General features: G+C 46.6%; 19 protein-coding genes and 1 tRNA gene. 12 read left to right on the forward strand and 8 right to left on the reverse strand.

The annotated features are described in order from the left end of the window. Positions 1–293 precede the first annotated feature (293 nt). Both ACFS25_RS23005 and ACFS25_RS23010 read left to right on the forward strand, forming a co-directional pair. Entirely contained in the window at positions 294–2,258 is a 1,965-nt protein-coding gene (locus ACFS25_RS23005; protein ID WP_381505685.1) for a hypothetical protein, read from the forward strand. A 66-nt stretch (positions 2,259–2,324) separates the two neighbouring features. Beyond that, entirely contained in the window at positions 2,325–3,152 is an 828-nt protein-coding gene (locus tag ACFS25_RS23010) for a DUF5672 family protein (RefSeq protein ID WP_381505687.1), read from the forward strand. Positions 3,153–3,188: 36 nt separating this feature from the next. Here ACFS25_RS23010 and ACFS25_RS23015 read toward each other — a convergent pair whose 3' ends face one another. Continuing rightward, positions 3,189–4,451: a glycosyltransferase family 4 protein gene (locus tag ACFS25_RS23015; protein WP_381505689.1), complete on the reverse strand. Its 1,263-nt coding sequence runs from the start codon at positions 4,449–4,451 to the stop codon at positions 3,189–3,191. A 107-nt stretch (positions 4,452–4,558) separates the two neighbouring features. Here ACFS25_RS23015 and ACFS25_RS23020 point away from each other — a divergent pair, with 107 nt between their 5' ends. Then, positions 4,559–4,789, forward strand: coding sequence for a hypothetical protein (locus ACFS25_RS23020; protein WP_381505690.1), 231 nt, complete (start codon positions 4,559–4,561; stop codon positions 4,787–4,789). A gap of 6 nt (positions 4,790–4,795) precedes the next feature. Here the strand turns inward: ACFS25_RS23020 and ACFS25_RS23025 are convergent. From ACFS25_RS23025 to ACFS25_RS23055, 7 genes are all read right to left on the reverse strand, one after another. Continuing rightward, a tRNA-Arg gene (locus ACFS25_RS23025) sits at positions 4,796–4,867 on the reverse strand. Positions 4,868–5,242: 375 nt separating this feature from the next. Then, positions 5,243–6,235 (reverse strand): phosphotransferase, encoded by a 993-nt coding sequence (locus ACFS25_RS23030; protein WP_381505692.1) that lies wholly within the window; start codon positions 6,233–6,235, stop codon positions 5,243–5,245. Between the two features lie 97 nt (positions 6,236–6,332). Next, the gene (locus tag ACFS25_RS23035; RefSeq protein ID WP_381505693.1) at positions 6,333–7,103 is read right to left on the reverse strand and encodes an MIP/aquaporin family protein; all 771 of its coding nucleotides are present in this window, start codon (positions 7,101–7,103) and stop codon (positions 6,333–6,335) included. A 140-nt stretch (positions 7,104–7,243) separates the two neighbouring features. Beyond that, on the reverse strand, positions 7,244–8,104 hold the full coding sequence (locus ACFS25_RS23040; protein ID WP_381505695.1) for a YDG/SRA domain-containing protein: 861 nt from the start codon (positions 8,102–8,104) through the stop codon (positions 7,244–7,246). A 77-nt stretch (positions 8,105–8,181) separates the two neighbouring features. After that, positions 8,182–9,234, reverse strand: coding sequence for a sugar phosphate isomerase/epimerase family protein (locus ACFS25_RS23045; RefSeq protein ID WP_381505697.1), 1,053 nt, complete (start codon positions 9,232–9,234; stop codon positions 8,182–8,184). Between the two features lie 114 nt (positions 9,235–9,348). Beyond that, positions 9,349–10,494, reverse strand: coding sequence for a Gfo/Idh/MocA family protein (locus tag ACFS25_RS23050; protein WP_381505699.1), 1,146 nt, complete (start codon positions 10,492–10,494; stop codon positions 9,349–9,351). Positions 10,495–10,592: 98 nt separating this feature from the next. Continuing rightward, the gene (locus tag ACFS25_RS23055; RefSeq protein ID WP_381507061.1) at positions 10,593–11,732 is read right to left on the reverse strand and encodes a Gfo/Idh/MocA family protein; all 1,140 of its coding nucleotides are present in this window, start codon (positions 11,730–11,732) and stop codon (positions 10,593–10,595) included. 281 nt (positions 11,733–12,013) lie between these two features. On the opposite strand from ACFS25_RS23055, the gene ACFS25_RS23060 reads away from it, so the two are divergent. The 9 genes from ACFS25_RS23060 (at position 12,014) to ACFS25_RS23100 (ending at position 25,976) form a co-directional block, all read left to right on the forward strand. Beyond that, positions 12,014–13,264, forward strand: coding sequence for an MFS transporter (locus tag ACFS25_RS23060; RefSeq protein ID WP_381505701.1), 1,251 nt, complete (start codon positions 12,014–12,016; stop codon positions 13,262–13,264). A gap of 173 nt (positions 13,265–13,437) precedes the next feature. Continuing rightward, positions 13,438–14,988: a DUF1800 domain-containing protein gene (locus tag ACFS25_RS23065; protein ID WP_381505703.1), complete on the forward strand. Its 1,551-nt coding sequence runs from the start codon at positions 13,438–13,440 to the stop codon at positions 14,986–14,988. A gap of 70 nt (positions 14,989–15,058) precedes the next feature. After that, positions 15,059–16,633: a DUF1501 domain-containing protein gene (locus ACFS25_RS23070; protein ID WP_381505705.1), complete on the forward strand. Its 1,575-nt coding sequence runs from the start codon at positions 15,059–15,061 to the stop codon at positions 16,631–16,633. A 180-nt stretch (positions 16,634–16,813) separates the two neighbouring features. Continuing rightward, positions 16,814–17,593: an META domain-containing protein gene (locus tag ACFS25_RS23075; RefSeq protein ID WP_381505707.1), complete on the forward strand. Its 780-nt coding sequence runs from the start codon at positions 16,814–16,816 to the stop codon at positions 17,591–17,593. Between the two features lie 163 nt (positions 17,594–17,756). Continuing rightward, entirely contained in the window at positions 17,757–21,191 is a 3,435-nt protein-coding gene (locus ACFS25_RS23080; protein ID WP_381505709.1) for a ThuA domain-containing protein, read from the forward strand. Positions 21,192–21,350: 159 nt separating this feature from the next. Further along, positions 21,351–22,466, forward strand: coding sequence for a family 20 glycosylhydrolase (locus ACFS25_RS23085; RefSeq protein WP_381505711.1), 1,116 nt, complete (start codon positions 21,351–21,353; stop codon positions 22,464–22,466). A 262-nt stretch (positions 22,467–22,728) separates the two neighbouring features. Then, complete coding sequence (locus ACFS25_RS23090) at positions 22,729–23,196, forward strand: lipocalin/fatty acid-binding family protein (protein WP_381505713.1); 468 nt, start codon at positions 22,729–22,731, stop codon at positions 23,194–23,196. A 166-nt stretch (positions 23,197–23,362) separates the two neighbouring features. Then, the gene (locus tag ACFS25_RS23095) at positions 23,363–24,811 is read left to right on the forward strand and encodes a serine hydrolase (protein ID WP_381505715.1); all 1,449 of its coding nucleotides are present in this window, start codon (positions 23,363–23,365) and stop codon (positions 24,809–24,811) included. Positions 24,812–24,860: 49 nt separating this feature from the next. Beyond that, complete coding sequence (locus tag ACFS25_RS23100) at positions 24,861–25,976, forward strand: pyridoxal phosphate-dependent aminotransferase (RefSeq protein WP_381505717.1); 1,116 nt, start codon at positions 24,861–24,863, stop codon at positions 25,974–25,976. The last annotated feature ends 235 nt before the right edge of the window (positions 25,977–26,211 follow it).

Raw genomic sequence — 26,211 nt, forward strand, 5'->3', positions numbered from 1 at the left:
ATATCAATAATGACTAATCAGGTAAGTAGTTTATAGCATACGCCTTTAGGTTTGTACCATGATATTATTCCAAGGTGCGCGCTCCTGTTCTGGCTACCATCAATAGCTCACATTTGTGAGCTATCCTACTGCTTTGGCAAACCCCGCAGAGTTGCCTCAAAGCATATGCTAGGGAAGACCACCCCTAGATAGCTCAAAGCTTATTAACACCACAATGGATGGATATCCAGTAATCTGATTGGTATATTTACCGCTACCACGAATAGTGTAGAGCTCACCTGCTACCTTGTTGAATGCAATATACCTACCTTGATACTACTATAACCGGTCAACTTCGAACATCCATAGCCGACAAAAAGATTGGTATTGGTCTTTTTGTACTGCTGACCCTGGTATACGGCATTTTCTTTATTCGCAATTTTTCTGGTCCACTAGCTGAAATATTACCCGGAGATACGGATCAATGGGAGTACATGGGGTATTATCTATCGCAAAATTTGTCGTTCACGCCCCTACCACATCTGAATCTGATTAACGACCAAACGTTCTTTCCCTACGGTACCAACCATACATTTCAGGGCTGGAGCTTTGAGTCAAACATGTGGTTTTCGGCAAATTACCTTTTGTTTGGTACAGGTCCCTGGCTAAATATATATTATCTTTTAAGTTTATTAACAGTCAGTATTGGTACATACCTGTTGCTCCGAACGGATTATGGTGACCGTCGTGCGTGGCTCGCTGGCTTGATTGTTTCTTTCCTTAATTTTTACGCGCTTAATAAATATCCGGGCCACTTTGCTTACAGTGTAATTCACTGGACGGTCCTGAGTATGTTAGCCGATTTCCTGCTGGTTCGAAGGATAGTTTTAAACACACCTATTACAATGCGCTTTGTGCTACTAAAAATGCTTTTATTAACCTTGTGTCTGGGGTTGGATATAGGTTATGTGATGGGCTATGCACTAAGCTCTTTTGCGCTAAGTGTGTTATTTGTATTTGGCTTGATGGCGTACCGGTCTTATAGCCAACCGGCTAGAATAGGGGTCTGTCTGCGTCAGACTATAGCGGCCTGGTGGCAGGAAGGGCATTCCGTTCGATCGATTGCCTTAGGGCTGGCTACTATTTTTCTTGCTTTTCTTTATGTTCCGTTATTGATAGAAGTAGCGCACCAAGCCACCGCCTTCACCTTCGCCGATCGATTTGCAGGTGGACATGGCTGGATGCACCCAATGCGGCTACTATTGCCCTTTTTCCCCGGCTTTAACGCTATAAATAATTTGTTGGTTAACCGACTGCACGATGTGCCTGAGGGATATGGAGCTGGGAGTCCTGGGTGGTTGTTGCTAAGGTTGGCTATCACTGGTTTTTGGTACACACCAAAAGTTGTACGCTGGGCCTACGTTCCACTGGTTGTTTTTTTTGTCCTGCACCTTATTTATCATCCTATCCAATTTCCAACGTTACAAATCTTTCCTTGGTGTCGATTTAATCGCCATCCATCACGGGTAACCCTTATCTATCCAGTCATTGCAGCTATTTTGGCGCTGCATCTACCAACTAAATTGACTCCATTTATCTGGATACCTTTGGTCATCATTGGTTTACTTGAAATAAGTACGGTGTATCAGTTCCGGTATGCCTGGAAACCCTATTATTTTTCGCCGTCATTTAAGCCGTATATGGAACGGGTCCGGCAGCAACCAGGCGAAGCTGTTCTAGACTGGCCTTTTTGCGTAGTCGGTGGTAATGGAATAGGGGGGGTAAACGGTTTGTGCCCACTTTATAAACAAACCAGTATGCTGTATACGCTTAAACGTTTTCACGAAAAAAAGACCATCGGACAGTACTTTGGCCGCCTGCATATTTCGCAGATTCAGTCATTTTCACAAGCCGGCTGGCCGCAAGTACTCGATCATGCCGACCAAACTGATTTTATGCAAGCCGACCAGCTTATGACCTGTCTTACTAAGGAACAATGGGTATTTTTTGATAATTTTTACGAGTTGAACGACTTCGCAGGTATCAATTTATGCGTAGATCTAATGCCTGAGTTGTGTGTGAAGGCGTTTTACACCCGATATGGCCAGCCGGTAGCAACAACCGAAGTACCGGGTGCAGGGCGGGTCGTTTTTATTCCTAAACCTGCCCGCGACCGGACTAAGGTTAACAGCCTTTTAGGAAAGCTTGTTCGTTTTCCCTGCGGCTGCTCCAACGCTGGTTATGTAAAAGAGAAAAGCTCAGTGGCAGTGCTTCGCTGATGTCAAAACCTGTTCTGTTTAGGCCGATTGGCTAATGCGGTCTACTTACGAGAACCCCGGTACCCTATGAAACAGTCAATATCTGTTAGTGTAAATGTAGTCTTACCTGTTTATAAAACTCAGCTTACCGATTACGAGCGTGTTAGTTTAACGCAATGTTTACGCGTATTAGGAAATTACCCTATTTGGTTAGCGGCCCCCCACTCCCTCGATATCTCCGCTTACCTTGACATAGATTCAAGATTGCAGGTCCGCACATTCGACGATAGCTACTTTGCCGACTTGCAAGGCTATAATCGGCTTATGTTGTCAGAAACGTTTTATCAGGCTTTTGCCGATAAGGAATACGTGCTGATTCACCAATTAGATGCTTTCGTATTTCAGGATGATTTAGCCTACTGGTGTCAGCAAAACTATGATTACATTGGAGCACCATGGCTGCGTGACCGCGATTTTACAGGCTGGTTGGACCAACTCGATTTCAACATTCGGCAACGCATAGCCAGGGTATTGAATCTCAAGAAATCGGATGACGTGACGCCACGAGAAATCTATAACCTGAATAGTGTTGGCAATGGTGGACTAACTCTTCGGCGCATATCAGCCATGCTTCGTTGCTTAAAACGGTTCAAACAAAAAATTGCCGAGTACGAACGCATCTCTATGTACCAATATCATGAAGATGTATTCTGGAGTATTGAGGTCAATCGGTATTGGCCGCATTTACGCATTCCTTCCTACAGAAAGGCCCTTTATTTTTCGATCGAATTTTACCCAAGTTGGTCAGTAGAACACTATAATCAGGGTAAACTACCCTTCGGTTGTCACGCCTGGAACATTCATGGTACTGACTACTGGCGGCCTATTTTTGCCCAATATGGCTACCAAATCTAATTGATAATAGGAAGCCGTACGTGTCCTGTGGAGTCTTTATTGAGACCTGATAATATGTTTGTATAACTCCACATGTTCTGCGGTAAATTTATCCCATGAGAACAAGGATGCCTGTTTTAATCCTTTTGCAGACAAGTCAGCTCTGAGGGTTGACGATTTTGTCACGGTAACTATAGCTTGGCAAAGTGCGTCGGCATCCGTAGGTGAAACTTGGATAGCTGCCTTGCCAACAACCTCGGTAATAGCCGCAATAGTAGAGGCAATTACAGGTAAACCGCATTGCATAGCTTCCAAAGGGGGCAAACCAAAGCCTTCATAGAGAGAGGGATAAATAAACGCCAGTGCTCCACTATAAAGCGGTGCCAGTTCTTCGTCCGGCACAAAACCCGTAAAGATCAATCGTGAGACCAAGGCCGGACTTTTGCTGGCTTCAGCCATAATCTCATCAAATTTCCAGCCCTTCGCCCCAACCAGCACTAACTGCACATCAGAAGCTACCTCTCCGCTATTCACTAATTGCCCAAATGCACGAATTAGGTGGGCAATATTCTTGCGGGGTTCGAGTGTGGCCAAACTCAGTAGATATGGTTTATCGCCAATACCTAGTTTTGTCTTAATAGCCTGTTTCTGACCCTGATCAATAACTGGATAAAATAACGTGGGTGAAGCAGCCAGTAGAATAGGTACTACTCGATTCGTATCGAAACCAGTATGCGCACAGAAATCATCTTTTGTTGCTTGCGAAATCGTCGTTACCCAAGCTTCGGGTGGGAGTGTTGCTAATACCTGCTTAACCGTTTGTTCACCAGACGTAAACCAGTTGGGATACAAAATTGGAATCATATCATAGATGCTTTGGACCATGGGTAAAGTCCGGCTTTTGCGAATGGCTTCGGGGATTGGGAAAAAGGTAGCATGATATAAGGTCTGGTCTGATAAACTTGCTGCATTGAAATCGGATACATCCTGATTTAATAGTCGACGTGTTCGGTAAGTAAGTTCTCGAATTACTTTAGTTGGTTTACTATCGGGGGAGAAATAACCTAGCAGTCTATTTTCAACCCTAGCCAAGCTTTGCTCACTCGAATTATTAACAAAGACAGGTGCATTACCATTAAACACAGAATGGGAGTAGCGCATAGTCTCGGTTAGATGAGTAGGTGCAGCCAGCATCAAATTAATTTCGTTGGAGTGATGCAAGCCAATTACTAACTGTTCAATAACACGACTAATGCCTGTTCTAGCCTGCCTATGGTAGAAACCGATTCCTAGGGGGCTAGCGTCAAGAATTATATTCATGATCAAATGATAAATTGTTACGGGACTTGCTAAAAGTACTGGACAAAGATTTAAGGTGCACCACGTTGTATTTAAAAGGTTGGCGGCCATGACAGCTTCAGTGGTAAATGGTCCCAATTGCTAGCAACGCTGACATACATATACAACGCGGCCATTCCATTCTTTTTGATGAAGGCATCCTTTATGATAACTTTCTTGGCAAAAGATTGGGTGTTACCCATCTGGTAAGTCTTGTGGTGGGCAGACTGCGCAGTGGAGCGGTGCAGGAGAAACAACAAAAAGCCCGATTCCGGCGCGGGAGTCAGGCTTTTAGTGTAGGGACAAACTTACTAAACTAGTACTAGTGGTCCTATAGGGACTCGAACCCCAACCAACAGTTCCGAAGACTGTGATGCTATCCATTACACCATAGAACCAATTACCGGCTGTAAAAGTAGCGCTATTTTCTCAATTTAGAGCTACTAAAAAGCTTTCTATTGCTAGAAACTGACAATAACCTCGTTTTACGTGCAGTGGAGTGTATCGGAAATCTGATTGCAGACGAGAGTAAAAAACTAAACTTCAGGCCACGATCTCCTTAATCGACGTTCCCTCGACCGTTCCATAACTAGGCAACCACACGCCTGCACTTTTCAAAACGGTGTCTCTTTAATGAGTGAACCCATTTCTACGTTATATGTTGGACATCTAATCCTTTACGCCGGTTAACTCGCTAACGGTCATCTTGCCAACGCTTAACTTGGCCGTTTTTAAGCTTCGGTAGAGTGTTTTTTAGTTTTATCAGACTAACCTTATTTTACATTTAACTTATTGAAATCAGCCCACCGTTTTACGCGTAAATTGATGAACCGTTTTAGATACAGATCGTTCAGGAACGCGTTTGACCAATTATCAAATCGCTCACACTGAACGCCTAGATAAAAGAAATAAACGCTTACACCTAACATGGGCAAGAGTCTCTTTTCCTCACCACTAATCTCAGTAATCGACTCGTAACCAGCTAGGAAACTTTCTGCTTTTTTTCTAAATTCACTCTCATCAATCTCAGTACTATGTATCTGTAAAATGTAGTAAGCTATGTCATAACAAAGCATTCCATTACCACAAAAATCAAAATCGAATAGAGTAGTCTTGTCATCTTCATCAATGTTTAAATTATCGAACCAGATATCTAAATGCACAATTCCCCGTCGGATTTTATTGTTATCAATTTTAGTAAATTCATATAATAGATAGCCTTGCATATCCTGCATAAACTGCATTTCTTTTGTTTCCTCAGGAAGAAATGCTTTCAATTGATTAAGCGAATCAACCAGCATAATCTCCGGCGTATACTTAGCCCTATCTAGGGTTAAGTTATGGGTGATCTTATGAAATTTCGCCATAATTTCCCCTACTTTAAAATGCAAGTCAGACGAGTAGGTAAGTAGTTTCTCTCCCTCAGCAAATGAAAACATAACCCCAAATCGTTTCCCTTCCGGTGCATCAATTTCCTGGATATATTTTCCAGCTATATCATTCAACGGGTATGATACCGGAACGCCATTTTTTTGTATCAGATTTAGTAATTTTACTTCTTCCCCAATTTCATTTTCGGTACGCCAGTTCAGGCTATATACCCGAAAAACTGCTTTAACCGAACCATCAGTAACTAAATATGAATGATTAATTCCCGCTTTCAATAGGCGACATGTTGCGCTCGATGATAAACTGTACTTCGTCTGCAAAAATTGGGAAAGATGCGTTGCGGAAAGAATTGACGAGGTGACGGGAAAATAGGCCATAGGGCTTGCTGAGTATAATTAAATTTGGCGTTGAGTGTAGTTTGTTTGACCCACGACGAAGAAAGGCCACACGTTTGGAGAAACCCAACCTGCTTGTTCAGGCAGTTTTCAGAACCTGGGGAGTTGGGCTTTCGTGGTAGCTTATACGAGCAGCCTCGATTTGATAATACCGGTGTAGACGCAACAATCTAAAAATACCCACAACCAACAGAACACCAGTGAAGGGAGCAACTACATACAACCAATAATTCGAGTAAATCTGACTTACAACGGCTGGTCCGAAACTACGCGCGGGGTTTGTACTGCAACCCGAAAATGGCGACTCGATACACACCATGAACCCATACAGAAACGGCATGGTGTAGGGGGTGTAGTTTCGGAGTTTTTTGCTGCCCACAAAAATAAATATGGTTGTAATCAGCCCAATAGTAGTAAGCACTTCCCCTAAAAAAGCGTCGAATACGCCTGCCTTACCCGGTTCTGTCAGGCCGTAGTGAATACTTTTCCCCTGGTCTCCCCATAATAACAATGGCAGACAGCCGATGATAGCACCAATCATCTGACTGCCTATATAGCCAATCATAACCGACGTTTTCATTTTTCCCCGCAGCCAGAAAGCTACGCTAACGGCTGGGTTAATGTGCGCTCCACTGATTTTACCAACCGGCGATAGTGTAACTAAACAGCCAGTAGTACCAAACAAAAAACCCGTCACGATTCGGCGCACGGGTTCAGATGGGATCAGGCTGGTCATACTACTTCCCGTTCCCCAATTAAAGATAACGATACTCAGCCCAACCGAAAGCAACAGCGCGGTACCTATGAGCTCAGCGCCAAAAAGTGCAATTGTAGATCGAGTTATCGCCACACCAACGTTTATTATTTGCCCGCAAATATGAGCATTATGACAGAAAGGCAGGCTATCTAACAATTAAGTTCTAACTGCACGAGCGATAGACGATGTGGTATTTATTTAGAGGAACTTCTGACAAAAGAATTCATTTATTATCAATCAGATATCATAAAATGCTTGCGATGATATTGCAAGTACTGACAATCAATGATATGTTTCGCCTTCCTAAATAATTTACCATCTATCCCAATTAATGCGAAATCATCTTTTATACCAAAACCACCAAAATCATACATAACATGATGATTTGGACATAAGCACAAAATATTAGGCAAAATATCCGGTCCATTGTGTGGCATTCCTAGTGGTTGAATATGGGCCGCTTCTGCATATAAACCCGTATTAGTACGAATCTCCACACGACATACCTGACAGCGGAAACCATACATTTTTTTAACGTATGACGACAGGGCAGTATCCCGGATTATTCGTTGAACCATCGTCTCAACTCGTTTTGGTTTTCCGTAAATAGGTTGATCTTCATTAACTACAACTAAATCTACTAATTTATCAATTTTAATTAACCTAAACCGCCAAACAAAGAAGTCTGACAAACCTTGCGCTCGCCAATAATCGGCAATCCGGTACAAGCCATCATATCGATAGCCCTCTGATGGAGAAAAAATAGATTGGTGGTTATATCCACGTATTACGCGAACTGGAATTCCTTGCTGACAATTTAGCGCTAAAGCTAGATTTTGATGGGAAAGCTGTTGATCAGAAACTTGCAAACCCGTTACCTGACTACGCCCACCGTGTCCAGTATAAATAATGACATCCCCATAATCTTCGTCATCTTCATATCCACCAGACAAGACAATGGAATCAGCTCCTTCAGTTTGTGAACCACTAATACCGGCTTGCAAAGGCTTATGCACACCATATTGCGATAAATAGTAGCGGTTTTCAAATTCGCTTCCTTCAGGAATACCCGTTATTTCTCCAAAAACACGCAAAGCCGCTAATGATATTTAGGAAATGGATTACAGAAAAATTTCTGTAATCCATTTTTACAATCCTAGTATTTGCAAGTCTATAACCCCAGTACCTTCTTATTAAAAGCGTCGTCACTTCCCGTTCCGGCAAAGTCGTCGAACGCGCGTTCTGTAACGCGGATAATGTGACTTTCAATGAAGGGCGCGCCCTCGGCGGCTCCTTGCTCCGGGTGTTTCAACGCACATTCCCATTCCAATACCGCCCAACTGTCGTAGTCGTACTGCGCCAGTTTGCTGAAGATTCCACCGAAATCGACTTGCCCATCGCCCAGCGACCGGAACCGACCAGCCCGATCTACCCAGCCCTGAAAACCACCATACACGCCTTGCTTACCCGTTGGATTAAACTCGGCATCTTTTACGTGGTAAGCAAAAATCCGCTCGTGGTAAAAGTCAATAAATTGCAGATAGTCAAGCTGTTGCAACACAAAATGACTTGGGTCATAGTTGATGCCCGCGCGTGGGTGGTTACCCACCTTTTCCAGGAACATCTCGAACGTGATACCATCGTGCAAATCTTCGCCAGGGTGCAGTTCATACCCAACGTTCACACCCGCTTCGTCAAAAGCATTCAGGATAGGCATCCAACGGTTAGCCAATTCCGTAAAGCCCATCTCGACCAGACCCGCCGGGCGTTGCGGCCACGGATACATAAATGGCCATAGCAATGCTCCTGAGAACGTAACGTGCCCCGTAAGGCCGAGGTTTTTAGAGGCTTTAGCCGCCAATATTAGCTGGTCCGTTGCCCACGCCTGCTGCTCTTTAGGGTGACCCGCCAACTCGGCCGGACCAAACCCATCGAACATAGTTGCATAAGCTGGATGAACAGCGACTAGCTGCCCTTGCAAGTGGGTAGACAGTTCTGTTACTTCAACGCCGATATCGCTAAGTTTACCCTTCAGTTCATCACAATAGGTCTGACTTTCGGCGGCCAGCTTGAGGTCAAAGATTTTCGGATCATTCGTCGGAATCTGGATCCCTTTGTAACCCAGATCAGCCATGTATTTGGCAATAGATTCGAGCGAATTGAATGGGGCCTCGCTACCCAGAAACTGAGCAAGGAAAATGCCCGGACCTTTCATCGTTTTCATATGTGTTCAATTTTGAATGAGCGACTGACCAACTTAACCGTCAGCCCGAATGGTCGATCAGTCAGGTTTATTCAGGTCAAATATGTTTACAGGCTTTGATCTACTAAGCACTCATCAGATTTCCACCCACGCCTGCTTTCTGTTGCTCTCCAGAATTTTTTCGCAGATGAGCAGTTCGCGATAGCCGTCGGCAAAGGTTGGGAAAGTGGGTTTGTCGGGTTGTTTTCCAGCGGCAACAGCATCGTACACTTCTTTGAACAATTGCTTCGAGGTGTCTGGAAAACCTTCGTTGTGGCCACCGGGAAATGAGATAACAGAACGGGCTTCGGGGTGCGCCAGCGATGGGTCGCGCAGAAGCGATTCGTTGGCACTGTCACGATTACCAATCCACATTTTATTGGGTGCTTCGGAGTTCCAGGCAAATGTTTTGTTCGAGCCCGCAATCTCCAGCTTCATCTGGTTTTTACGACCTGCTGATACCTGCGACACCGTAATGACCCCCCGGTTTCCATTGTCGAACCGCAGCAACACATTAGCGTGATCTTCAGTATTGATGGGCACATCGGCATAATCGTCCGGCGACAGCATCTTGTCGGAGTACGTTTCAACCGGCTTTAATGGCTTCTTCCGTAACTTATGAATTGTATTAAAGTCGGCCATCACAGCCACAGTTTTCAGACCCGTAATGTATTCTAAGCTGTCCATTAAGTGCGAACCAATATCGGCAATAGCCCGTGAATCACCTGATTTGTCGGGTTCGAGCCGCCAGTTATAATCGGTATTATAAAACAGCCAATCCTGTAGATAAGAACCAATTACAGAATACACATCGCCCAAATCACCCCGTTCACGCATTGATTTCATTTGCCGAACCAGTGGGTAGTATCGCAGGTTGAAATGTACAGCGTTTACTAAACCGGTTTCTTTTGCCAGTTGCACAAGTTCTTCAGCTTCATGGAGGTCTTTGGCCAGCGGTTTTTCACAAACAACGTGCTTACCAGCCAGCAAAGCCGCTTTTGACTGACTGTAGTGCAGGAAGTTGGGCGTACAGATGTGGATTACTTTAATGTCCTCCATCTTGAGCAACTCATCAAACGTACAGGCGCGTTCAATTCCAAGTTGGTCCGCTTTCTGACGAGCTAGTTCGGGGGTTACTTCGCAAAGCGCAACGACGTTTGTATTAGGTAAACGACGCAGGGCTTCGATGTGCGCGGGTCCGATAAATCCGGTGCCAACGACGCCGATGTTAATTTTTTGCATGAGTAGGGTTTTGTATCCCGGACGGCCACATCCGGGTGAAATAATACACCAAAACATCTGGACGTGGCCGTCCAGCGGGGCCGCTGATGCGGCTACATTTACTCAATAAACTGTGTCCACTTCTCTGTTGAGTTGTTCGACGCAATGCATGTATCGATAAAGGCAAGTCCTCGTATTCCCTCCTCAACACCAGGAAAATCTGTATGAAGTAAATCAGGTTCTTGGCCGTTCATGCGGGCACGGAGCGTAAGGGCAAAATTGCGGTATATGTTAGCAAAAGCTTCCAAAAACGCTTCAGGGTGCCCGGCTGGAATCCGCGTGGCGGCTTTTGACTCAGGCGATAACTCGCCAACACCCGTTCTGATACGACGCGCCCCATTTTCGTTCGTTTTGTAGATCAGTGTGTTTGGCTCCATTTGCCACCATTGTAAGCCGCCCAGTTCGCCATAAACACGAATGTTAAGATCATTTTCTTCACCGTTGGCGATCTGACTGGCATGCAAAACACCCCTGGCTCCGTTGTCAAAATGAAGCAATACATTACCGTCATCTTCAAGTCGGCGACCGGGCACAAACGTTGTTAGGTCGGCACAGAGTTCGGTAATTTTCAACCCCGTTATATACTCTGCCAGATTCTCCGCATGGGTACCAATGTCGCCCATGCACCCCGCTGCCCCCGATCGTGCCGGGTCGGTGCGCCAATCGGCTTGTTTATTGCCCGAGGTGTCGATCAAGGTGGCCAGCCAGCCCTGCGGATACTCGACAATAACTTTCCGAATCTTTCCCAGTTTCCCGGCTTTAATCATGGCGCGCGCTTCTTTTACCATCGGGTAGCCCGTGTAATTATGCGTCAGACAAAATAGTAGCCCCGTTTCCTCAACAATTCGGGCCAGTTCTTTCGCTTCGGCCAGGTTGAGCGTCATTGGTTTGTCGCATACGACATGAAACCCATTTTCTAGGGCCAGCTTGGCGGGTGGAAAATGCAGGTGATTCGGGGTTACGATTGAAACAAAATCCATTCGTTCACCTTCGGGCAATTCCTTTTCGCGAAGAATCATTTCCTCAAACGACCCATATACACGTTCTTCGGGCAGATAGAGTGTGTAGCCAGTTGCTTTAGATTTTTCGGGGTTAGCACTGAAGGCACCGCAAACGAGTTCGATTTCGTTATCTATTGCAGCCGCCCGACGATGAACGGCACCAATAAAGGCATCAAGTCCTCCGCCTACCATACCCATTCGCAATTTTCTATGCATTGGTATTTAAGTTGAGTGTAAACAAGTTAGAAAAGAAGTTTACGTTATTTGGTTTACTGGTTTAGGGTCAACTTTTACGTTTACTCTGAACTGATTCACTGAATAAGGAAACCCATTTATTTTTTGAGACCGGAAATTAGCGGTTTTCTCTTATTTTTCGGAAAATTTGCACAAAAACGGACATCTAGCGGGGAGTTTTCCCCTGGTTGCTGCCTTTTACGTATCAAACGAACAAATACTCACTAAATCCCCTCTTGCAGAAAATGGACCTAACCGTCAATCGTTCGCGACTGTTCAACGCCAGTTGCTTTTCGCTCATCACCACCGCTATGGCATTCGCTATCCGGGCTGGTGTCCTAACTCAGTTGGGTAAGGAGTTTAACCTGACGGCCGAACAGTTGGGCTATGTCAACGCTATGGCTTTTCTGGGTTTTCCAATTGCCATGATTTTTGGTGGTCCACTTTATAATGTAATTGGTCCCAAGCGCATCGTGTGGGTAGCTTTTGCCACACACATCCTGGGTTTGATAATGACTATTTTCGCGGGTGGTTACTGGACTTTACTATTGTCGACTTTCTTCGTTGGGTTTGGCAATGGCACGGTCGAAGCCGCCTGTAACCCTATGATCGCCGACATGTATGATGGTAATGTAAAAATTAAAATGCTCAGCCGCTTTCACATGTGGTTTCCGGGTGGGATCGTGATCGGGACATTAGTCTCGAAATTCATGACCGATGCCAATCTGAGTTGGCAATTACAAATCGGCTCGATTCTGATTCCGGCGGTGATCTATGCGTTTATGTTCCTGGGGCAAAAATTCCCGGCCAGCAAGGTAGAAGGGGCTGCATCGACCGGCGAAAACCTGAAATCAATGATCTCGCCTTTGTACTTGTTCATGCTTGCCTGCATGGCCCTGACGGCTATTTCAGAGTTCGGGCCTGAGCAGTGGGTTGGTCCAATTCTGGGTAAGGCAGGGGCTAGCCCAATGCTTATTCTGGCATTGGTGACGGGGTTGATGGCCGTAGGACGGTATTTTGCCGGACCGGTTGTACACAGCCTTAACCCAACCGGCGTGTTGCTTGGCTCAGCTATTTTTGCGTCTCTGGGCGTTTACTTGATGAGCACTGCAACGGGGCCAATGGTCTACGTTTCAGCGGTGATTTTTGCCATTGGGGTGTGTTACTTCTGGCCAACGATGATTGGCTTTGTTGCTGAATATATTCCTCGCGCTGGTGCATTTGGTATGTCTATTATGGGCGGCATGGGCATGTTCGCGACCTCTATATTCCAACCGATTATTGGTGGTTGGATTGATTCGGAGACAACAGCAGCTACGGGTCGTGGGCTATCGGGCGATGCTGTCGAGCTGGCCGCCGGGCAAGCGACGCTGTCACACATGGTCTTATTCCCAGTCATTCTCATTGTCGCTTTTGGTGGCCTATACTTCTTTATGCGCAACCGCAAACCCAGTCACGCTGACGATGCACTGATTGCACAACAGCCTCAGTTATGAGTTAATAGAATAAAAATATAGTTAATAAAAAAGCCTGAAATCTTTGATTTCAGGCTTTTTTATTAACTAACTCATTAAAAGTCAATTAATTAGCCATTTGCTATTAAACCTATTTGTTGAGTTATTGTCAGTTATATGAAAAACCTAATCGAATTCATCTAATCAATAATGCCGTGGCTTTACTAGATGCGTATTCGCAACCTCTAACGGCAGTTCAGGTCGCCTACCTGCTTCGGCGGGCTACGTTTGGCCCTACGCCCGGTCAGATTACATCCTTGACTGGGCAAACGGCCGCTCAGATTATCACGCAACTCCTGACTGACCAGCCTACGCCCCCTCCCCCGCTCGATCTGGTAACGAACAAGACGTTTCATGACCAGCCGTTTGTCATGACAAATTCGGGCAAATTTGAAAGCTACGTCAAAATGTGGTGGGCCAACCTGATGCTCAATCAGCCTGTATCGCTACTCGAAAAAATGACCCTGTTCTGGTCTAACCACTTCGTAACAAACGATTCCACAGTCAACGATTACCGATATATGTATCGGTACAATACGTTGCTCCGGCAAAATGCGCTGGGCAATTTCAAAACGTTCACTATAGCGATGACGCAGGAACCGGCCATGTTGCGGTTTCTGAATGGAAACCAGAACGTGGTCGGTACGGCAAATGAAAATTACGCCCGCGAACTTCAGGAACTCTTCACCATTGGTCGCAATGGCGGCTATACCGAAGATGATGTCCGGGCAGCGGCTAAAGTTCTGACAGGTTGGACCGATACGGGCTACCGCGACGCAACCAACGCAGCGATCAGCAGCACGTTTAGGTCGACCAGGCACGACACGACCGACAAAACCTTCTCGGCGACGTATCAAAATACAGTTATCAAAGGGCGGTCGGGCGCTACGGCAGGTTTGGATGAGTTGACCGATTTGATCGACATGATCCTACGCAATGTCGAAACACCTCGCTATATCTGTCGGAAACTCTACCGCTGGTTTATCAACTCTGACATTTCTACCGATGTCGAATCGAATGTCATTCAACCGCTGGCGGATCTATTCCGCAAAAGTAATTTCGATATAAAACCGGTACTGAGTGCTCTTTTTCAGAGTCAGCATTTCTTTGATGCAGCGTTGCAGGGAGCGGTTATTAAATCGCCGACTGATTTAGTTATCGGCACATTTCGATTTTGGGGTTTACAGGCCCCCGATCAAACCCAGAACCTAACCGCTTTTTACCAGATAGGTAATTACATCTATGCCCGCCTTAAAGAAGAGCAGCAGGATTTGCTCAATCCGCCAAATGTGTTTGGCTGGACGGCCTACTACCAAACAGGCTATTATCAGCAATGGATTAACTCGACCACGTTGGGTTTACGCGGATATTTTAGCGACTCACTGACAACCAATGCGTTGAAATTAAACGGCAAACCAGTTATCGACGTATTGGCCTATGTCAAAACGCTCTCCGACCCAACTGATGCGGCTAAATTAGTGAACGACCTGACGACACAACTGCTGGCCGTTTCGCTCAACCAGACGCAAAAAGATTTCCTGACCGATACGATTTTGCTCAGCTCCATTCCTCGCTACGAGTGGACCAGCGAATGGAACGACTACGCCAAAAACCCAACCGATTCCGCAAAAAAGCAAGCGGTTCAGATAAAGCTGACTACGTTTCTGCAATATATTTTCCGCATGGCTGAGTATCAGGTCAATTAATTATAAGTGAGCCAATAACTGACCCAAAATCATTCACTGCACCGGCAACCCGGTCCATCCCTCTTTACCTATGAAACGTCGTAATTTTCTACAACATGCGGCTTCGGCACTGGCCCTGCCGGTCCTGATTGATGGATTCGGGGCTAAAGCCTTTGCGCGCCCTTCGTCGTTTGTACAGTCGCTGATAAACCTGGCTGATCAAACCGACCGGGTACTGGTAATTATCCAGTTGCAGGGAGGCAATGATGGGCTAAACATGGTGATTCCACTCGACCAGATGAGTGTATATACCTCACCGAGTTTCCGGGGGAACATCGCCATACCAGAAGCCAAAGCGCTTAAGTTGAAAAATTATGCCGGAACGGGTCTGCACCCCGCCATGACAGGTATGCAGCAACTATTCAACGATGGCAAACTGAGTATGGTGCAGGGCGTATCCTACCCGACGCCTAACTTCTCGCACTTTCGGGCGAGTGACATCTGGATGACCGCCGTTGATTCCAGTCAAACAGCCACTTCGGGCTGGGCCGGTCGTTACCTCGATAAACAATTTCCCGGCTTCCCGGATAGCTATCCGACCACTGCCATGCCCGATCCACCAGCGATTCAGATTGGTTATGTGACGGCTCCTACCCTACTCGGCTCAACGAATTCGATGGCAATTGTCCTGCAAGACCCCGATACGTTTGCCCGGCTGGTTGGCGATAAACCCAGCAACCCCATTGTTATTCAGCCCGGTTATGCCGGTCAACAAATCGATTTTATTCGTCAGCAACAGGCCAGTTCAGTGAGTTATGCCGGTCAAATCAAAACGGCGGCTGGCAAGGGCAAAAATCTGGCAACGTATCCGGCCACAAACACGCTGGCATCTCAACTTAAAATTATTGCCCGACTTATTAGCGGAGGCTTACAAACGAAAGTTTATTATGTCACGCTTGGCGGCTTCGACAATCATGCCAATCAGGTTGATGCGACCGATACAACCACCGGCACCCATGCGAATTTACTCCGTACGCTATCCGATGCAATTCTTGCTTTTCAAACCGATCTGGCCGAGTTGAAACTGGAAGACCGGGTGGTGGGTATGACATTTTCAGAGTTTGGTCGGCGAGCCATTTCGAATGGCAGCCGGGGTACGGATCACGGCACATCAGCACCGATGTTTGTATTTGGCACGGCCATTAAGTCGCCAATGGTAGGCAAGAACCCTAACTTGAGCGATTTGGATAATAATAACCTGAAAATGCAAACTGATTTCAGACAGGTATATGCGGCCATTTTAACTGATTGGTTCGGTACCGATGCCAGTGTTGAAACCGCAGCCCTGTTTCGGGATTTTCCCGTAGCGACCGTATTCCGTGCTGCTCCCCAGACTGTTACGGCTGTTGAGCCGTTGGCAACGGATGCCCGGCTCTATCCTAACCCAGCATCTGGCGAGGTTGTACTGGAATCGGATTGGCTCTACAAGGGCATCAAGTCCGTGCAGGTTTCCGATATGCAGGGTCGGTATATGTCATTGAGTACATCGCAGCCAACGCCGGGTTCGGTTCGCTTTAATGTGGGGAACCTACCAATTGGCAATTATGTGTTACAGGTTGAGACGGGACAAGGATTGCTTACAAAGCGGATAATGGTAACACGGTAAAATTAGGAGTCTGTGATAGCCCGAACGGAATTATCCAGCTCCTTTTCAGGATGTATCATTGGCCGTAAACAGAGACTAGCGATCATCATAGATGTCTGCATTAACCTTATTCAGTTGGCATAAATTAAACTTTTCTTTGCTGAGCAGGTCTTATAAACAGAACTCATTATTCAAAATACAATGCGAACTGTTTTGCTTAGCGTGTTATTCCTGACCGCTGCCTGTCGCCGTCCTTCAGCCCAATTTGCGGCTATGATGACTCCTGTTAATCAACCAACCGACTATAGCCAACAACTGAAAGCAGGTGACGAAATCATTGCGATGGGTAATGATCCTTCGTGGTCATTGACGCTTAACTCCTCCAAGGGATTTTTACGTTTCAACTCGTTGACCGGCGACAGTCTACGTACGGCTGCTCCAGAGCGTCAAACCGATTCGGACGGGGTAATTCGCTACAGTGCAATGGGAGACAGTTCTCAGTCGGGGCGAATCAACATCTTGTTTCGGCCTGATAGCTGCGTCAATAAACTATCGGGCCAACGGTTTGATTACCGGGTAGAAGTCGATTTCCGGGGCAAAAACTACGTGGGCTGTGGCGTATCACTACGACAGCTTACGCTGCTACAGGACATTTGGGTATTGACCGAACTTCAGGGACGCGCAATTAAGGCCAGCGGACCACGAAATGAGGTACCCCGTTTAGAGATTTCACTTACAGAGGGTCGCGTAACGGGTACAACAGGTTGCAACCGACTCAACGGGACCATTAAAGCTGATACTCGACAGATTGTTTTCGGACCGCTGATGACAACGAAAATGGCTTGTGAGGGCGATGTCGGTCAACTTGAGAGCAAATTCCTCACTGAACTGGCTAATCCTATGACTTACCGGGTTGGAGACGGCAAGTTGATTTTGCTTCGGAATGGCAAACCAACTATGACATTTAAAAAAGTAGATTAACCTGCTTTTAACCTATAATTTAAGCGAACGCCTACACCTTGGCGTTCGCTTTTTCGTTACTTTTGTTTCTCAATAAAAGTCAATCGAATCATCAAATAAGTTTACCTGACTCGGTTAGTGTTTGGCGGTTTACCTAAGCAATCTGCATAAATCTAAAATCTCTATGAAAAACTTATGGCTTCCCTCCCGCGCGTTGCTGCTGGCGGGCGTGCTGGCAACGGCTGTGTCCGGTATAACGATGTCTGCCGAGGCCCAAACGACTGCCAAACGCACTATAGCCACCAAATCTGCAATGACGTCGGCAGAAAACCCCGTTGCGCTGAACCGGGTGCTGGTTTTCTCAAGAACTAAGGGCTACCGTCATGGTTCTATTCCGGCGGGTAAGGTGGCAATTATGAAACTTGGTCAGGAAAACGGGTTTGCCGTTGACACAACTGAAGATGCCACCAAGTTTACCGAAGCGAACCTTAAAAAATACAGCGCGGTAATCTGGCTCAGCACCACTGGTGACGTACTCGACGATGCACAGCAGGCTTCTTTTGAGCGGTACATTCAGGCGGGTGGCGGCTTCGTTGGTATTCACGCGGCTGCCGACACCGAATACGACTGGCCTTGGTATAATGAATTGATTGGGGCGTATTTCTTAAATCACCCTAAGCAACAAAACGCCGAAATTGACATCATCGACAAAAACCACCCATCCACCAAAATGCTGCCCGATCGATGGAAGCGGTGGGATGAATGGTATAGCTATAAAAGCATTGCCAAGGATATAAAAGTTTTGGGCAAACTCGATGAAAAAACGTACGAAGGCGGCAAAAACGGCGACAATCACCCGTTTATCTGGCATCATGATTTCGACGGCGGCAAGTCCTTTTACACAGGTGGCGGCCACACGGATGAGTCATACGTAGATCCGCTGTTTTTGCAGCACATTCTGGGCGGTATTAAATCTGTTATGGCAACCAGCCTGAAATTCGGGCAAGTAAAAACGCAACCGTTTCCCGAAGAAAACCGCTTTGAGCAGCAGGTCTTGATTCAGGGTATGGATGAACCAACTGAACTGGCCGTGCTGGACAATGGCAAAGTGCTGTATGCCCAGCGTAAGGGCGAACTGAAGGTGTATGACCCAAAAAAGAAGTCAGTAAAAATAGTAGCGAACTTTCCCGTTTTCACCAAGTTTGAGTATGGCCTTATGGGGCTTAACATAGACCCAAACTTTAAGCAGAATAAGTGGATTTACGTTTACTATTCTCCCATAAAGGGAAATACAGTTGCTGATACGGCTCAACATCTGTCACGTTTTGTGTATGATGATGTACGCGATACAGTATTGCTAAATACGGAAAAAGTATTGTTGACCATCCCCGTCAAACGCGACGGTTGCTGCCACACGGGTGGATCAATTGCCTGGGATCGCAAAGGAAATCTATATCTTTCTGCTGGCGATGACACAAACCCGTTCAATTCTGACGGCTTTGCGCCCATCGACGAGCGGCCAAACCGCCGAGGCTGGGATGCCCGCGCAACATCGAGCAACACCAATGATCTGCGCGGTAAAATTATGCGTATCCATCCCGAAGCGGATGGCACATACACAATCCCCGAGGGCAACTTATTTCCGAAGGGAAACCCTAAAGCCCGACCCGAGATTTATGTAATGGGCAATCGCAATCCCTACCGTATTTCGGTTGATCAGCGCACGGGTTTCCTCTACTGGGGAGAAGTTGGCCCGGATGCCGGTGAAAACAGTGAAAAATATGGTCCACGTGGTCACGACGAAATGAATCAGGCGCGGCAGGCCGGCTATTTTGGCTGGCCGTTATTTGTGGCTGACAATCGTCCTTATCACCAACGTACTTTTGCCGACAGCACAACAGGGGCGCCGTTCGACCCGATGAAGCCTATTAACAACTCGCCTAATAATACGGGGCTTACAGAGCTTCCTCCGGCCCAAAAAGCCTTTATCTATTACCCTTATGCCGATTCGCCGGAATTTGGAGCGATTGTCGGCAAAGGTGGTCGGAATGCAATGGGTGGCCCCGTTTATTACTTTGATGATTATCCAGAGTCGTCGGTAAAATTCCCTCAGCATTATAACGGTAAATTCTTCGCCTACGACTGGATACGCGACTGGATACATCCCGTTACAATGAAAGAGAATGGCGATTTTGTGAAGATGGAAACGTTTATGCCCAGCGCAAAATTCTCGCACATAATCGACATGCAGTTTGCGAATGACGGTTCGCTTTATACCGTCGAGTATGGCCAGAAATGGTTTGGGGCAAACAGCGACGCCCGCCTGTCGCGCATTACCTACAACGCTGGCAATCGTAAGCCGGTTGCCGTTGCCAGTGCTAGCAGAACAGTTGGTGCAGCGCCACTAGCGGTAAAGTTCGATTCGAAAGGGTCGATGGATTATGACGGCGACGCACTGAAGTATGAGTGGTCGTTCGGTAATGGAATGCCAAAACAGATGACCGCCAGCCCAACCGTTACGTTCAGTAAGCCAGGCGTTTACCCAACTACGTTGAAAGTGACTGACGCGGCTGGGCATGTAGCGACGCAAACAATGGAAATTAAAGTCGGAAATGCCGAGCCACAGGTAGAAGTAGCTGTAGCCGGAAATAAGACATTTTATTTCCCTGAAAAGCCGGTGAAATATGCGGTTAAAGTTGTTGACAAGGAGGATGGTACGTTGCAAAAAGGTATCAGCCCCGACGATGTGACGATGACAATTGACTACCTCGAAGGCTTCGACAAAACGATGTTGGCCCAAGGTCACCAGGCCAATTTGGGTTCATCTACGGGCAAGCGATTGATGGAGCTAAGCGATTGCAAAGCCTGCCACTCAATTAACCAAAAATCGATTGGACCGGCTTACCTCGATGTAGCCAAGAAATATAAAGGTGCTCAGGTTGAAGGCAAACTGGCGCGGAAAATTATTACTGGCGGTGGCGGTGTTTGGGGTGAGCAAGCAATGAGTGCCCACCCACAATTGAAAGAAAGTGAAGCGGCTGATATGGTTAACTACATTCTGTCACTTGCCGACGAAAAGAAAGTTAATCGTCAGCCACTCGCGGGTGATTATGTGCCTGCACAACAGAAAAAAGACGGTTCGTATGTACTGACTGCCAGTTACACCGACCGGGGTAATGGTTCCATTGGGCCACTAACTAGCTCAACATCAATGGCTCTTCGTTCGCCAATGGTGAAAGCTGTTTCGGCTGATGTGAAGCAGGATATTTTCCAATACGACATCCCAAAGATGGGACCAGCCGCCATTGGCACAAAATCGGGTAGCTATCTGGTGTTCAATGACATTGATTTAACAGGCATCCAGGGACTTACGCCATCGGTATTTGCCTCGAACGATCAAGTTGCTGGCGGCAAACTTGAAGCCCGGCTCGACTCGCCCACGGGTACGCTGTTGGGTGAGGCTGATGTGAAACAGGGTACGGCGGGATCGGTCAATTTGCCGTTCCGCCAGCCAGTGTCAGGTGTACATAAACTCTACTTAGTTTTTATAAACCCTAGTGCCGGACCAAAAGCCTTGTTTGCGCTGGATAAAGTGCAGTTCTCGACACAGGGAATGTAAACCCATTGCTTAGTATAAGATAGTACGAAGAACCCCCGGTCTTATTGGCCGGGGGTTCTTCGTTTTCACCAATGCGTTTTAACTTGTATATCATAAAAATAATCTTCTTTTGCATTCTGTTGTCTCTTCAGTAGTTTGCTACTCAGAAACTCATTCAGAATGACCAGACTCTACTTCCCTCTTTTTGTCTTTGTTCTCTCCCTTTTGGGGATTACAGCAATGGCCCAAACCCCAATTGATAGCCTCTTGCCAGTTCGTGGCTTTTGCATTGCGGCCCCACAGCCCAAACAACTCGACACGTTTATCAAATTCATTAATGAAGAACTCGCTCCCCGGCAGGTCAACACGTTGATTCTACGAGTTGATTTCAACTATCAATTTGATAGCCATCCTGAGCTTCGCGATAGTCTGGCGCTGTCAAAACGAGAGGTAAAAAGGCTGGTGAAAGCCTGTCAGAAGAACAACATTCGATTGATACCCCAAATCAATTTACTGGGCCATCAGTCCTGGGCCAGTAAGACAACTAATTTACTACGCGTTTATCCAGAATTTGACGAAACACCACACGTAAAAATGCCGGAGAAATACGTCTGGCCCAATGCCGACGGCTTATACTGCAAAAGTTATTGCCCGTTGCATCCGGGTGTACACGCGGTCGTATTTGAGTTGATGGATGAAATTTGTGATGTCTTTCAAGCCGATGCGTTTCATGCGGGCATGGATGAGGTTTTTTACATAGGTGACGACAAATGTCCGCGCTGTTCGGGCCGCGACAAAGCCGATTTATTTGCGGGTGAGGTTAACTCAATCCGCAACCATCTGGCTCAGAAAAATCGTAAACTCTGGATTTGGGGCGACCGACTCATCGACGGCAAAACCACGGGCATTGGCATGTGGGAAGGAAGTTTCAACAATACATACCGAGCCATCGACCTGATTGCTAAAGATGTTATGATTTGCGACTGGCACTACGAACGACCTGACCAAACTGCTGTTTATTTCGCAACAAAGGGCCTTAGCGTAATTACCTGCCCCTGGCGAAAACCAGGGTTCGCCGTTACACAAACGCAGGATATGGTAAAATTTAGAAAATCGGTTACGCCCGTGATGAAAGACCGATTTCAGGGCATGATGCAAACGGTATGGTCGGGTGCGGGGCCGTTTTTAGATGAATATTACGGCGTAAGCGTAAATCCAGAATCAGGCGAAAACACGGCCACTAACTGCTTCAAATCTATGTTTGGCGAGATAAAAAAACTGAGTGAGAGTAACTAACTGTTTACTTTCTGTACCTGTCTAGAAAAACCCTTCGATCCCCGGACCGGCTGTGTTACGTCAAACTCGACCAGAACAAAATAGGCGAAACCCCGTTGCTGAAGTTCTTTTACCGCTTCCTGACCTAAGGTTAAGCTATCCCCTGATTAAGACCTACTACATGTTCTGTTCAACAGTTCAAATTATGTACATGTCTATCAGAGGTAATGGCTAGGCAGGAATTTATCATTCACAATTTCTGGACAGTTTATCTTCTTCACTCATGACACCTTTTATTCGTACGTTGCTTGGCACGTGGTTTGTTTGCAGTACAAACTTTCCGATGTGGCTAAAGGGTGATAAAACAAACCCTACCTTTACGTATTCAATCACTGACAAAAAAGGGGAAATCACCGTCTTACTGGACGAAGTCAAGTACCAGAAAAAGGGCAAAACAAAAACACTTACCGGTTTCGATTATCAGGATCAAACTGATTCATCGGCCTTCGTCTGGCGAGGAAAAGGACTCTTAAGTTTGGTACGGAGCCAGTGGAAAATCGTTCTGCAAGACCCCAATGGGCAATGGGCGGTTATTTGGTTTTCGAAAACTCTATTTACGCCTGAAGGTGTCGATATTATCAGCCGGACATCACAACTCTCCGCGCCGGCGCTCAAGCACATAAAGTCGTTAATGGCCAACAATCCTCCGTTAGCAAAACACCTGAATACCATGCGTGAACTGCCCATTTGATAGCCAGAATCTGTACTCTTGTGAGTAAGCTACCCTGTGGTGAACAATTAGTTCTTGTGTAAGAAACGATTTGAGCTTGTCTACACCCCGATGAAAATCAAAAATCTCCCATGCATGACAGGTAACCTTTTGGATAACTGAGAGTTTTCCGCCAAACGCTCATCTCATGACCAGGACGCAATTCATTATAGCTCTGTTATTACTATTCATTCATAGCAGCTTTTCTTACGGGCAAACGACCCAAACCGGCACTGTGGAGACCGTTCTACAGCGTGAAATGCAGGAGCGTCGTATTCCGGGGCTTCAGGTTGCGATTATTCAGCACGGCAAAATTGTCCTGCTCAAATCGTATGGTATTGCCAATCTCCAATACACAGTTCCCGTGACGAACCAAAGCGTCTTCTCAATTAATTCCTGTACGAAAGCGTTTACTGGCGTAGCGATCATGCAGTTGGTGGAGGAGGGAAAAGTGACGCTTACGGCTCCCGTGTCCCGCTACCTTGATAGTCTTCCCATAACGTGGCAACCCGTAACCGTACGGCAATTACTGACCCACGTTTCGGGGTTGCCGGATATTCTTCGGGTGCTTGACTCCGCTCCGGGAAGTTTCGGGATGAGCGAGGATACCGTCTGGGCGAAAACGAAGTCGATGCCGATGGATTTCCCGACTGGAACGCAGTATAGCTACAATCAGACGAACTACGCTTTGTTAGGGAAAATCATCGATAAATTCCGCAAAAAACCATTTACGCAGGTGTTCAGAGAACGGCAGTTTCAGGTGGCTGGTATGCCCGGCACTGGCTTTGGCGATTCGCGCGATGTTATTCCCAATAAAACACAATCGTATGGGTACATCAGGAAAATTGACGGGCAAGTACTTAGTGAGGATAAACTCACCAACAATTATGAAGTATTTCCGCCGTTTCGACGGACGGCTTCAGGCATGAACAGCACAGCCGAAGACGTTGCCCATTGGATCATTGCGTTGCAGCAAGGCAAACTCCTCAAGACCAAGACCGCACTCAACGAACTATGGACAGCAGGAACGTACAATAACGGTTCGCCTACCCAGTGGGCCATGGGATGGGTAACCAAACCCCGCCCCAAACATAAGGCGGTGATTATAACAGGTGGTGGCCGCTCGGCGTTTTTTGTGTATCCTGATGATGATCTGGCCATTGTCGTTTTAACCAACCTGGCAGGCGCTTATCCGGAGGAATTTATTGATGAACTGGCAGGCTACTATAACTCGGCGATCCCGGCATCCGATCCCATTACGGCACTCCATATGCAATTGCGGGAACGCGGCTTTGACCATGCTATCGACGTAGCAAATGACGAAAAGAAGAAAAATTCAGACTTCAACCCGTCAGAAGACGACCTGAATGACTGGGCCTACCGCCTAATGAGCCGAGGTCAATTGAAAGAAGCGCTCGGCATTTTCAACTTAAATGTGAGCCTGTTTCCGAAAAGCTGGAATGTATATGACAGTTACGGTGAAGCGCTTTTAAAAAACGGCCAAGAAAAAGAAGCCATTGCGATGTACAGAAAATCGATTGCGCTGAACCCTGACAATCAAAACGGCAAAAAAATAGTAGAACAAATTTCGAAATAACCCTCAAATCCAAGGCTATTTTTGTAGTTTGCTGCACCTCTCTGCTCGTATGAACTACACCAGAATGCCGATTGAAATAGAATCGCCGGAAGAGATAGGCTATTCAACCATCAAGTATAATCTGGCAGAAAGTTCGGTGCGCGATATTCAGTGGAAAGACCTGAATCTCAATTTAGATGAGTTGCTTTTGTCGTATAGCCATCACCGGGGGCATCCCGACCTGCTCGACTGTATCGCCAGCGAGAGTACGATTCTAAAGCCGAAAGATGTGTTGGTCTGTAGCGGGGCGGCCACTGCTTTGTTTATCGTAGCCACTACCCTACTCAGCCCAGCAGATCATCTGGTTGTGGTACGACCTAATTACGGAACCAACCTCGAAACACCGCGAGCCATCAATTGCGCGATGAGCATTATTGATCTGACGTTTGACGAGCATTTTGCCGTGAACGTAGATCAAATCCGCCGGGCCATTCAACCCAACACCCGGCTAATTAGCCTTACGAATCCGCATAATCCCACAGGTACCGTTATTTCTGAGCGCATCCTGACCGAACTGGTTGATCTGGCGGAGGCTCACAATTGCTACCTCCTCGTTGACGAAACTTACCGCTATTTAAATTTCCAATCACCCCCCTTCCCTTACTTAGCGGAGAAAAGTAAAAATGTAATTTCGGTTAGCTCCCTGTCGAAAGCGTTTGGTGTACCGGGCATCCGCATTGGGTGGATCATTTGTCAAGATGCCGGACTAATGCATCAGTTTCTGGCGGCAAAAGAGCAAATCATGATTACCAATTCGGTGGTGGACGAACAGGTTGCCCTGCACATTTTACAACGCCGGAACGATTATTTGACGCAGGCACACCAGCACATCCGTGGTAACTTCGCCATCATCTGTCAATTCTTCTCTCAATCGCCTTATCTCGAATGGGTAGAGCCGACAGCCGGAGTGGTTTGCTTCCCGAGCCTAAAAGCTAACTATCCAATTGAGGTCGAAGCGTTTTACCAGTCGCTATATTCGCACTACCACACCCTTGTAGGACCGGGACACTGGTTCGAACAGGAAAAGATCTATATGCGAATCGGCTTTGGCTACCCTACTCCCGACGAACTAACCACCGGCCTGCAAAACCTTGATCGCTGTCTGGCCGAGCACCTAAAATCATAAGTCAGCTACGTACCATCTAGCACATTGTGCTATGGCCATTTCTCTTTTTTACGTATTATTACCGTTTCCATAACACTTGCTTATTAATCTGTCCGACCAGTCGCCTGACAATTATTATTTGGCAATAAAAAAGAGGTTTAATACAATATTCTTGCCCGTTCGATTTTAGCGGTACTAATCTTTTTTCTCATCGTTCATTTTTTTGTGGTGTTTCCGGTTGTCCGTAGGCGTTAAA

Origin of the sequence: Spirosoma flavum, from assembly GCF_042686045.1 — a bacterium.
Classification (GTDB): Bacteria; Bacteroidota; Bacteroidia; order Cytophagales; family Spirosomataceae; genus Spirosoma; species Spirosoma flavum.

Bases quoted from the DNA above. Each gene is read 5' to 3' on its own strand.
- ACFS25_RS23050 (WP_381505699.1), bottom strand. From the start codon at position 10,494: ATGCAAAAAATTAACATCGGCGTCGTTGGCACCGGATTTATCGGACCC.
- ACFS25_RS23070 (WP_381505705.1), top strand. From the start codon at position 15,059: ATGAAACGTCGTAATTTTCTACAACATGCGGCTTCGGCACTGGCCCTG.
- ACFS25_RS23080 (WP_381505709.1), top strand. From the start codon at position 17,757: ATGAAAAACTTATGGCTTCCCTCCCGCGCGTTGCTGCTGGCGGGCGTG.
- ACFS25_RS23060 (WP_381505701.1), top strand. From the start codon at position 12,014: ATGGACCTAACCGTCAATCGTTCGCGACTGTTCAACGCCAGTTGCTTT.
- ACFS25_RS23075 (WP_381505707.1), top strand. From the start codon at position 16,814: ATGCGAACTGTTTTGCTTAGCGTGTTATTCCTGACCGCTGCCTGTCGC.
- ACFS25_RS23045 (WP_381505697.1), bottom strand. From the start codon at position 9,234: ATGAAAACGATGAAAGGTCCGGGCATTTTCCTTGCTCAGTTTCTGGGT.
- ACFS25_RS23010 (WP_381505687.1), top strand. From the start codon at position 2,325: ATGAAACAGTCAATATCTGTTAGTGTAAATGTAGTCTTACCTGTTTAT.
- ACFS25_RS23020 (WP_381505690.1), top strand. From the start codon at position 4,559: ATGGTCCCAATTGCTAGCAACGCTGACATACATATACAACGCGGCCAT.
- ACFS25_RS23100 (WP_381505717.1), top strand. From the start codon at position 24,861: ATGAACTACACCAGAATGCCGATTGAAATAGAATCGCCGGAAGAGATA.
- ACFS25_RS23015 (WP_381505689.1), bottom strand. From the start codon at position 4,451: ATGAATATAATTCTTGACGCTAGCCCCCTAGGAATCGGTTTCTACCAT.
- ACFS25_RS23030 (WP_381505692.1), bottom strand. From the start codon at position 6,235: ATGGCCTATTTTCCCGTCACCTCGTCAATTCTTTCCGCAACGCATCTT.
- ACFS25_RS23005 (WP_381505685.1), top strand. From the start codon at position 294: ATGCAATATACCTACCTTGATACTACTATAACCGGTCAACTTCGAACA.
- ACFS25_RS23090 (WP_381505713.1), top strand. From the start codon at position 22,729: ATGACACCTTTTATTCGTACGTTGCTTGGCACGTGGTTTGTTTGCAGT.
- ACFS25_RS23085 (WP_381505711.1), top strand. From the start codon at position 21,351: ATGACCAGACTCTACTTCCCTCTTTTTGTCTTTGTTCTCTCCCTTTTG.
- ACFS25_RS23055 (WP_381507061.1), bottom strand. From the start codon at position 11,732: ATGGGTATGGTAGGCGGAGGACTTGATGCCTTTATTGGTGCCGTTCAT.
- ACFS25_RS23095 (WP_381505715.1), top strand. From the start codon at position 23,363: ATGACCAGGACGCAATTCATTATAGCTCTGTTATTACTATTCATTCAT.